Raw genomic sequence first — 9,948 nt, forward strand, 5'->3', positions numbered from 1 at the left:
CTGTATATAAGATTGCGTATTTCAAATAATTATTAATAGTGACACTTACCACACTCAAGACCACCGATCATGGCTGCAGTCATTTTCTCACCTTTCTTAATTCTTTCGTGTGCTTTAATCAAATCTTCATAGTATTTGTTATCCGATTTGATATCTGTCTTTTTGTGACAATCAACACACCATTTCATCGTCAATGGAGAGTATTGGTATACTTCTTCCATATTTTGGATTGGACCGTGACAAGTTTGACACTCAACACCAGCTACCACAACGTGTTGTGAGTGGTTGAAGTAAGCAAAGTCAGGTAAGTTGTGGATACGAACCCATTGAATTGGCTTCGGATTGTTACCGTAAGTACGCGTATCAGGATTCCAATCCAATGCACGATAGATTTTAGCAATTTCCGGAGAAATCTCACCATCATAATGCTCTGATGCAGTGATTGTATTGTGACAGTTCATACATACGTTGGCCGATGGAATAGACGCATTTTTAGATTTAAATGCTCCACCGTGACAGTATTGACACTCAATTTTGTTAACACCAGCGTGGATTTGGTGCGAGAACTTAATTGGTTGAACCGGCTGATAGCCTTGGTGAACACCAACGTTCCACATGGTCTTCCAACCACCTACAGCTAATAATGCAACTAACATCAAGACTGTAAAGCCAACCAACTTTTTGTTTTTAACGAATGCTTTCGCAAACTTCACAAAACGTTGGCTATCTTCTGGCTCTTGTTGCGCAGCAATAGCTTCTTGGTTTTTAGCAATTACATTTTCTAAGGTACGGATCACACGATTCAACACCACGATAACCACTACAGCCAAAACAACAACTGCGATCAAGCCCAAAATCATGAACATAGACGCGTTATCATCTTTAGCGCCAGCACCACCAGCAGCAGCCTCTTTCGGTTTCTCCTTAGAAGCATCGGTGATATACGCTAATACCGACTTGATCTGATCGTCAGATAAATCAGTAAAAGAAGTCATCACAAGCTTGTTGTTCTCTTCGAAGATTTTAACTGCATCAGCATCGCCAGACGCAATTAAAGCCTGAGAGTTCTTGATCCACTTGATTAACCAAGCTTCGTCTTTCGTCTCTGGAATCCCCTTTAAAGCAGGACCAACCACTTTTCTGTCAATGGCGTGACAGGATGTACACTTAGATTTGAAGATTTTTTCACCTTCCTTGACATCTTGCGCATGCAACGTCGTAACGGCAAATAATAGCATCAAACTCGTTGACACCACCCTCGCAAGGCTTCCCAAAACGGATGAGATAGTTCTCATATTTAGCACTTTATACTATTTATTTGTGAATGTAAAAAATTAACTCCCATGGTTAAAGGAGCCACTACCCCCCTAACAATGCCACAAAAGTATGATTTATTAACAAATCGCTGACAATTTTGTGACCTTTAATATCAATTTATAATCATTCTAAACAAATGCGTTTAAACAAGGATAAAAACAGCATTAAGCTATTAAAGTAGTTCCATCGCTACAACTTTTCATTTGGATAGCCATTCAAATATAAGACAATTCCATGACAATTTAAAATACTCAAAATAGCGGATCGCAGAAGACACAAAAAGTTTTTTTTCGTCCTAATTTCCGTACCTTTATAAGACGAATCGAGAACTTTATCAAGATGAATGGAGATCTGGTCAGGGTCAGGTCCCGAGCTAACAATAAAAAAATCTGGATGATGTCTTTATATAGCGGGAATAGCTCATTATATCGAAAGAATAACGCGTTCCTATTGGGTAGCTCCTAGTAAAGCCAGCTTCAACACTAAACACACGACAACAATGGAAACAAACAAAAAATACAACCCGTTAAGTAAAGAAGAGGAATACATTATTATACATAAGGGAACTGAACGGCCTTTTACCGGCGAACTTTTAGACAATAAGCTCAAAGGAACTTATATCTGCCGCCGTTGTGACAGCCCACTATACCGTTCGGAGTCGAAATTTGAATCTGGCTGTGGCTGGCCAAGTTTTGATGATGAGATTCCTGGAGCAATTACAAGGATCACCGATGCCGATGGTCGCCGCACTGAAATCCTTTGTAGCACATGTGGCGCGCATTTAGGCCATGTATTCCTCGGAGAAGGCTTTACGACAAAAAACACGCGTCACTGCGTTAATTCTATTTCAATGAAATTTGTAGCCGATACTACGAAGTAACTTTCACTTTAGTCGACTCACGAACTTTCAGTTCACAAGGCAACACCATTCTACGTGTTGCTTTTATTTTACCCTGAAGACGAAGCAACAAAATATTAATCAGGTTCTCAGCAATGTCCTTGATCGGCTGCGAAACAACTGTGATAGCAGGTTCTACCAACTTAAAAACTGTATGGTCGTCAAAAGCAATGACTGCTGGCATCGTAAAGTTGAACTTTTTAGCGGCCTTCAAGCCCGAAATCGCCAAATAGTTAGTGGAGAACAAAACAGCATCCAGCCTGTTTTCACAGATGAACTCCCGCAAAGATTCCATCGCCTCCTCATCCGAAGCATCCATTTGGATCTTCTGGATAAAACTTTGCTGCTTATTATTATCCATAGCTTTCATATAGCCATCTGAACGCTCTTTCATTTGAGTTTGATCCGAGTAGAGCGATACAAATCCGATACGTCTATAACCTTGTTGACACAAATGGTTACTTGCATCAAAGGCCCCCTGAAAATTGTCGGCCCCAACATAGTCTGTTTCAAGCCCCGGAAAATATCGGTCGAAGAGCACAACCGGGATATTATTCTGCTGTAACTGCTTAACGGTATCTTCCAATCCATCGGAAGGTGTAATAATAAAACCATCCACCTGCCGATCGTAAAACATCTGGATCAACTCCTTCGCTTTTTCTACATCATTGTTGGTACTACAATAAATAATACGATAGCCCTGCTCATAGACCTTACTTTCGATCAGGCGTGCTATATTCCCAAAAAAAGGATTGGAAATATCTTCGATAATCAAACCTAGAATCTTCGTCTTCCCTGTGCGGAGACTTTTTGCCAATTCATTGGGCTTATAGCCGACCTTTTTGACATATTCCAAAACCCGCTTAGTCAAAGCCTCACTAATACGCTTTTCTTTTGCCTTATCATTTAAAATAAAGGACACAGTAGTTACAGAAATCCCCAAGGCCTTTGCGATATCACTGATCAGAATACGTTTCTTCATGTAGTAGTAGTAGGTTTGTTAAGTTTTTTATTACGAAGATTACTAAAGTAAAAAATTTAACGACAATTTACTAAAATAATAATAAAATTGCGCTAAAAGGTTTTATTTACTAATTTTAAGCAGTTTTCAAATACCCGAACAAAACCTATGACAGGAAATAAACTACTCAAAACAGTGTTGGGCACACTAATTTTGCCATTTTGTGCGCAAGCCCAGCAAAATCTTACACAATATGTCAACCCCTTTATTGGGTCCGCGGATCATGGCCACGTCTTTGTTGGTGCGAATGTACCTTTAGGTGCGGTACAATTGGGGCCTACTCAAATCCCACAGATTTGGGACAAGTTCAATGGATGGGATTGGTGCAGTGGATACAATTACAAAAGCCAGGAAATTTTAGGTTTTACCCATACCCACCTGAGCGGAACAGGTATCGGTGACCTCAACGACCTTATGATCGTTCCTGCTAACGGAAAATTACAATTAACGCCAGCGGAATTCAATAAAATGAATACAGGTTATGGCTCTTCCTTCAAAAAGGAAAATGAGGTTGCCAAACCCGGATTCTATAGCGCTTATTTAGATGACTATCAGGTACAGGCCAACCTGACAGCAACCGAACGTGTTGGCTATCACCAATATCGCTATGAAAAAACAGACAATGCGCATATTTTGGTCGACTTAGGCTACCATATCAATTGGGATAAACCGACAGACACCTACATCAAACAGGTGAACGACTCGACCTTTGTTGGTTACCGCTTTTCAACAGGATGGGCAGCTGACCAAAAATTGTATTTTGCCATCAGAACTTCCCAACCGATACAGAAAGTAAGATTTTTCGACGGTAAAGAAGAAAAATTAGGCCAAACAACATTTAAAGGACAGGCGATAAAAGCGGCTTTATTCTTCGATGCTGTTAAAAACAAAACCATCGAACTTAAAGTCGGTATTTCTCCAGTAAGCTCGACCAATGCCCTGAATAATATCAATGCAGAGATCCCGGGCTGGAATTTTGAAAAAGTAAAACAAGAAGCCGATCAGCGTTGGAATAAAACCTTAAATAAGATTCAATTTGAAGCCGACAAAGATACGAAGACAATCTTCTATACGGCATTATACCATACCTACTTCGCTCCGACCATCTTCAACGATGCCAATGGCGATTATTTAGGAACTGACAAACAAGTATACGAGAAACAGGATTTTGTCAACCATACGGTATTTTCGCTTTGGGATACTTACCGTGGCCTTCATCCTTTGATGACGATCTTGGAAGACCGTAAAATCAACCAGGATTTTATCAAAACCATGTTGGCGATCTATCAACAACAAGGTAAATTGCCCATGTGGCACTTACAAGGTAATGAAACCAATACAATGGTTGGATTACCTGCGATTCCAGTCATTGCAGATGCCTTCTTAAAAGGAATTATTGACGAGAAAGATTATCCTTTGGTTTGGGAGGCTGTTAAGACCACAGCCATGGGCAATGATCACGGCCTGAAATATGCTCGTGAACTGACTTATATCCCGATCGACAGCATGCCGAATGAATCTGTAGCATGGGCATTAGAATATGCGATTGCCGACTTTGGTGCCTATAAAATTGCTGAAAAACTAGGTAAAACAGAAGACGCTGCCTATTTCAAAAAACGTTACAAACTATATGAGCAGTATTTTGACAAAGAAGTAGGTCATTTCGTCGGTAAAAAAGCCAATGGCGACTTCCGCAGACCTTTCGACCCATTGATGGCCAAACACCGTGAGAATGATTATTGCGAAGGAAATGCATGGCAATATACCTGGTTAGTACCTCAAGATGTCAAAGGTCTGATCAATCTTTTCGGTGGCGAGGAGAAATTTTTGAAAAAACTGGATTATTTTACGACCATGTCATCGGATCTTGGTGGTGAAGCTTCTCCAGATATTTCAGGACTAATCGGCCAATATGCGCAAGGGAACGAACCAAATCACCATATCCCTTACTTATATGCTTACGCTGGACAACCTTGGAAAGGTGCGGCCTTAGCCCGTAAAGCGATGACGGAGTTTTACACAAACAGTCCAGCTGGTCTATGTGGCAATGATGACGTCGGACAAATGAGTGCCTGGTATGTGTTCTCAGCGATGGGCTTCTATCCACTGAATGCAATGAGTGGTGTTTATGTCTTCGGATCACCGATGATGCAACATGCGAACATCAATTTACCAAATGGCAAAACGTTAGCGATCGATGTTAAAAATCAAGGTAAATCAAATCAATACATTAAATCGATCAAATTGAATGGTAAACCTTATGCTAAGTCGTTCATTACACATGCACAGCTTTTAGAAGGCGGACAGATGGAAATCGAGATGAGTGCCACGCCAAACAAAAACTTTGGTAAAAACAAAGCCGATTGGCCTTCAAGTATTGACAATAATTAACTGAAAAATTGTCAGTAAAACATTACTGGATTAATATTTGTCAATACCCTAGTAACATATTTAAGGAGAAATAAAACATGGCAGATTACAAAAACATCAATATACAAGATATCCCTGACGGAGGTGATAATCCAAAAGACTTCTATGAAACTTTCAAAGAGCGCTTAGAAGACTTAGAAACATTTCCAAAGGACTATACGTATAAATTTATCTTACCAAAAGATCAGGACCACTTCAATCAAATCCAGAGCGTATTTGATGACACAGGTGCTCAGTTTGACTTCAAGGACTCCAAAACAGGTAAGTATACTTCAATTACGGTAAACTTGAACGTAAAAGACGCCGATCAGGTCATCTACTACTACAAAGAAGTAGCGAAGATAAAAGGTGTTATCATGTTATAAAAGAACAAATCAGGCTGTCGAATTGACAGCCTGATTTGTTTTCTGATCTACATATTAACCTAACTCCTCCCTATTTCAGCATAACGACATCAAGCCAATAATCGCCGCTAAATCTTTTACTAGCATAGTGCAACTTGAATAGTTTAACAGCAGTCTCCTCATTTAAAAAATCCAAAATTCGTTTGACATCCCGCCGGGCAGCAAACTGTTTCCAGCTATTTTTCCGATCATAAAAAAAAGACATTTGTCCATTCACGCTATTCCAAGCCCTTCCCAGCGCATATAACTTCGTTTCACTAAACAGTATATTAAAATAGTCTTTATATACCGCACAATCGAGCGTAATCTCTTTATTTTTATTAGCCATCCAGTCAAATCGATACGAACAATACATTGGATTCCCATAGTAAATACCAGGTTTATGGGGAATCTTGGCCTCCTCAAAAAATTGCTTGAGCAATTTCACTACTTCTGGCTCGCCATCGTATGCTAAGGGCACAACACTACGCTCACGATCCATATATAAGGTAAAAGAAGACAGATTGAAGCCCCAGCGTCCTTGATGATCCAATAAAAACTTGGACAAACGCTCCACAAGCGGTGACATCCCACCTCTGAATGAGCCTTGCACGGAAAGTGCTTCAAATAGTCTCGCCTCGTTAAATTTATAAGGGCTTTCATACACATCCATCACAAAGCGGTTATATTCCCGATCAAAATTAATGTAAAGCTCGTCTGTCATTGAATCTCTGATAGCTTTATCCTTTAAGATTAACCTATTAAGAGGCCAAAATAAATCCTGTTTATAGGACCACAAAATGGCACGATCCAGTGTATAAAACTCATAACGCCCCTTGGGCAAGATCATATTATGTTTAGCTGCATAATGCTGTACAGTGGCAGATAGCTGCTGAAATTTATCCCCATAAGACCGCTGACCATAAACTGACCCATGCATGAGGACAAACACCAAAATCTGACCAGGTTTAAACAGAAACAAACGAAGTATACTTTTCATAGGATAAAGATGTAGGTAAGTCTTATTTTCCATAAAAAAAGCCCGCTTAAAGCGAGCTTTTCATATCATTTGAAAGGAATAAACTTATTCTTGTCCAGCACCAGCTACAGGAGCTTCACCGGCAGGTTTATCCTGCTTTGGTTTGTCTTCTTTCGGAGGACGAGGCAATAACGCTTTACGCGAAAGCTTCATCTTACCTTGTTTGTCGATATCCAACAATTTAACCGTTACTTTATCACCTTCTTTGAAAATACCGTCCATTGTTTCAAGACGTTTCCAGTCGATTTCAGAGATGTGCAATAAACCATCTTTACCAGGCATGATTTCAACGAAAGCACCGAATGGCATAATTGATTTCACTTTACCTTCGTAAGTTTCACCAATCTCTGGTTTAGAAGCGATTGCTTTAATACGACCTACGGCATCATCGATAGCGGCTTTATTATCTGCGAATACTTGAACAACACCTTTGTTATCAACTTCTTCGATCGAAATTGTAGCACCGGTCTCACGTTGCATCTCTTGGATAATTTTACCACCTGGTCCGATTACAGCACCAATAAATTCTTTATCGATCAACAATTGAACGATACGAGGTGCATGTGGTTTGTAGTCTTCACGTGGAGCAGAAATTGTTTTCTTCATTTCACCTAAGATGTGTAAACGCGCTTCTTTTGCTTGATCCAAAGCTTGCGTCAACACTTCCCATTTCAAACCATTGATTTTTAAGTCCATTTGACAAGCAACGATACCTTTTTCTGTACCAGTTACTTTAAAGTCCATATCCCCTAAATGATCTTCATCACCTAAGATATCCGATAAGATCGCGTATTTACCAGTTTTCTCATCAGAAATCAATCCCATGGCAATACCTGAAACTGGCGCTTTCAATTTCACACCGGCATCCAAAAGTGCTAATGTACCAGCACATACCGTAGCCATTGAAGAAGATCCATTTGATTCCAAGATATCAGAAACAACACGGATCGTATATGGATTTTCACTGTCTGCAGGAAGTACCTGTTTCAATGAACGCATAGCCAAGTTACCGTGACCAACTTCACGACGGCCAGGACCTCTATTAGGTCTTACCTCACCTGTAGAGAATGCAGGGAAGTTGTAGTGAAGAATAAATTTGTTATAACCGTGGATAAAAGCACCATCAATCATTTGCTCATCGTCTTTAGCACCTAAAGTAACCGAAGTCAATGATTGTGTTTCACCACGTGTGAATACAGCCGAACCATGTGCAGCAGGCAAGTAATCTACTTCAGACCAGATCGGACGTACAGTACGTACATCACGGCCATCTAAACGCATACCTTCATCCAAAACCAGGTTACGGACAGCATCATACTGAACATCGTGGAAATATTTTTTAAATAAGAATGCGGTATCATCATCCAATTCCTCGGGCATTGTTGCTCTGTACTCTTCCGCGATTTTTGCGAAATTCTCAGAACGGTCATGTTTGGCAGAAGCAGATTTTGCAATAGCGTAAACTTTATCGTAAGTAGCTGCAAAAATAGCATCTCTCAATTCTAGGTTTTCAGGCTCGTGGTTATACTCACGCTTCACAGTTTTACCAACTAAGTTAGCCAGTTCTACCTGAGCAGCAACTTGTTTTTTGATAGCTTCATGAGCAAAAGCAATTGCTTCTACCATTTCAGCTTCAGAAATTTCTTTCGCTTCACCTTCGACCATACCGATATCCTGTGCCGAACCAGCAACAATAAACTCTAAAGTTGCATTTTCAAGCTCAGACAATTTTGGGTTGATCACTAACTGACCGTCAATTTTCGCAACACGAACTTCAGAAATTGGTCCATTGAAAGGAATATCAGAAACAGCAATAGCTGCAGAAGCCGCCAAACCTGCTAAAGCGTCAGGCATAATATCTTTATCTGCCGAAATCAAGCTGATTGCAACTTGTGTATCTGCGTGATAATTTTCAGGGAACAAAGGACGTAATGCACGGTCTACCAAACGTGAGATCAATACCTCATAATCTGACAATCTAGCCTCACGACGTAAGAAACCTCCTGGAATACGGCCAGTTGCCGCATATTTTTCTTGATAATCTACAGAAAGGGGTAAAAAATCAACGCCAGATTTCGCTTCTTTAGCTGAAACAACTGTTGCAAGCAACATCGTATCACCTTGTTTTAATACTACAGCCCCATCAGCCTGTTTTGCCAATTTCCCTGTAGACAATTCGATCTGGGTGCCATTACCCATATCGATGGTCGTTTTAATTTCGTTGTAATTCATTTAATCTTGTTTGCGACATGCTTTTCATCTTGTTGGCAGCATGCCAATATTTTAAATACATTAGATTTCAGCACAAAGGTAAATTAAAATATTAAGATTAATGCAATTCACAGCAGGCTAAATCATCAAACCCTCGGAATACGGTAGCAATTGCCCCAGTCTGTCAGCCAATGAATCGATTGAAGTCTTCTCAAGTTCTCTTACTTTTTCGAAAAAGGCCTCCAAAGGCCGATCATTTATAAAGAGGAATCTAGCCTATTGCGCAGTATAAGAAAAGATGTAAACTTTTCTCAGGATGGGATAATATGTAAACCTATTTCAATATAAGACATGGCTACCATCTTCGGAGATTCTTCGGTGCTTCTTCGGTACTTGTTCGGAGCTTGTTCGGTACTTCTTCGGTTGGAAGCGAAGAAATAGCGAGCAAGCTCCGAGGAAAAAGCGATTAAATAAAGACTAAATAGTGAAACTGAAGTAAGGGATAAATAGGCCAATGTCGTCCGCTAACCTAAGAAAGTCCTGAACAACTACAAAAGGCCATGACGAACAGAAAACGACCATGCTGACGCGAAAAATACAATAACAATTCGGGCACGATAAACACAATAAAAAAGAAGCTGTCTCAAAT

Annotated in this window: 7 protein-coding genes; 3 read left to right on the forward strand and 4 right to left on the reverse strand. The window is 40.0% G+C overall.

Features of this window, described 5'->3' with window-relative positions; all coding sequences use genetic code 11:
• Window positions 1-32: 32 nt before the first annotated feature.
• The gene (locus tag B3E92_RS12005) at window positions 33-1,295 is read right to left on the reverse strand and encodes a cytochrome c3 family protein (RefSeq protein WP_070563536.1); all 1,263 of its coding nucleotides are present in this window, start codon (window positions 1,293-1,295) and stop codon (window positions 33-35) included.
• Between the two features lie 458 nt (window positions 1,296-1,753).
• Here B3E92_RS12005 and B3E92_RS12010 point away from each other — a divergent pair, with 458 nt between their 5' ends.
• Window positions 1,754-2,197 carry a methionine-R-sulfoxide reductase gene (locus B3E92_RS12010; protein WP_376781285.1) on the forward strand — a complete coding sequence of 148 codons (444 nt, stop codon included), beginning with the start codon at window positions 1,754-1,756 and terminating at the stop codon, window positions 2,195-2,197.
• Here the strand turns inward: B3E92_RS12010 and B3E92_RS12015 are convergent.
• Entirely contained in the window at window positions 2,187-3,197 is a 1,011-nt protein-coding gene (locus B3E92_RS12015) for a LacI family DNA-binding transcriptional regulator (RefSeq protein WP_070563533.1), read from the reverse strand. The two genes, B3E92_RS12010 and B3E92_RS12015, sit on opposite strands and share 11 nt — an antisense overlap.
• Before the next feature lie 147 nt (window positions 3,198-3,344).
• Between B3E92_RS12015 and B3E92_RS12020 the strand changes: the two genes are divergently transcribed.
• Window positions 3,345-5,627 (forward strand): GH92 family glycosyl hydrolase, encoded by a 2,283-nt coding sequence (locus B3E92_RS12020; RefSeq protein ID WP_286896852.1) that lies wholly within the window; start codon window positions 3,345-3,347, stop codon window positions 5,625-5,627.
• Window positions 5,628-5,704: 77 nt separating this feature from the next.
• Window positions 5,705-6,031, forward strand: coding sequence for a DUF493 domain-containing protein (locus tag B3E92_RS12025; RefSeq protein WP_046674143.1), 327 nt, complete (start codon window positions 5,705-5,707; stop codon window positions 6,029-6,031).
• Window positions 6,032-6,101: 70 nt separating this feature from the next.
• On the opposite strand, the gene B3E92_RS12030 is transcribed toward B3E92_RS12025, so the two are convergent.
• Together B3E92_RS12030 and pnp are read right to left on the reverse strand one after the other, a co-directional pair.
• Window positions 6,102-7,049, reverse strand: coding sequence for a hypothetical protein (locus B3E92_RS12030; RefSeq protein WP_286896854.1), 948 nt, complete (start codon window positions 7,047-7,049; stop codon window positions 6,102-6,104).
• An 84-nt stretch (window positions 7,050-7,133) separates the two neighbouring features.
• Window positions 7,134-9,320 carry a polyribonucleotide nucleotidyltransferase gene (gene pnp / locus B3E92_RS12035; RefSeq protein ID WP_286896856.1) on the reverse strand — a complete coding sequence of 729 codons (2,187 nt, stop codon included), beginning with the start codon at window positions 9,318-9,320 and terminating at the stop codon, window positions 7,134-7,136.
• Window positions 9,321-9,948 lie beyond the last annotated feature (628 nt).

The sequence above is a fragment of the Sphingobacterium sp. UBA6317 genome (assembly GCF_002440385.1).
GTDB classification, from domain to species: Bacteria; Bacteroidota; Bacteroidia; order Sphingobacteriales; family Sphingobacteriaceae; genus Sphingobacterium; species Sphingobacterium multivorum.

Excerpts from the sequence above, each read along its gene's own strand:
- B3E92_RS12025 (WP_046674143.1), top strand. The coding sequence starts at position 5,705 with ATGGCAGATTACAAAAACATCAATATACAAGATATCCCTGACGGAGGT.
- B3E92_RS12015 (WP_070563533.1), bottom strand. The coding sequence starts at position 3,197 with ATGAAGAAACGTATTCTGATCAGTGATATCGCAAAGGCCTTGGGGATT.
- pnp (WP_286896856.1), bottom strand. The coding sequence starts at position 9,320 with ATGAATTACAACGAAATTAAAACGACCATCGATATGGGTAATGGCACC.
- B3E92_RS12020 (WP_286896852.1), top strand. The coding sequence starts at position 3,345 with ATGACAGGAAATAAACTACTCAAAACAGTGTTGGGCACACTAATTTTG.
- B3E92_RS12030 (WP_286896854.1), bottom strand. The coding sequence starts at position 7,049 with ATGAAAAGTATACTTCGTTTGTTTCTGTTTAAACCTGGTCAGATTTTG.
- B3E92_RS12005 (WP_070563536.1), bottom strand. The coding sequence starts at position 1,295 with ATGAGAACTATCTCATCCGTTTTGGGAAGCCTTGCGAGGGTGGTGTCA.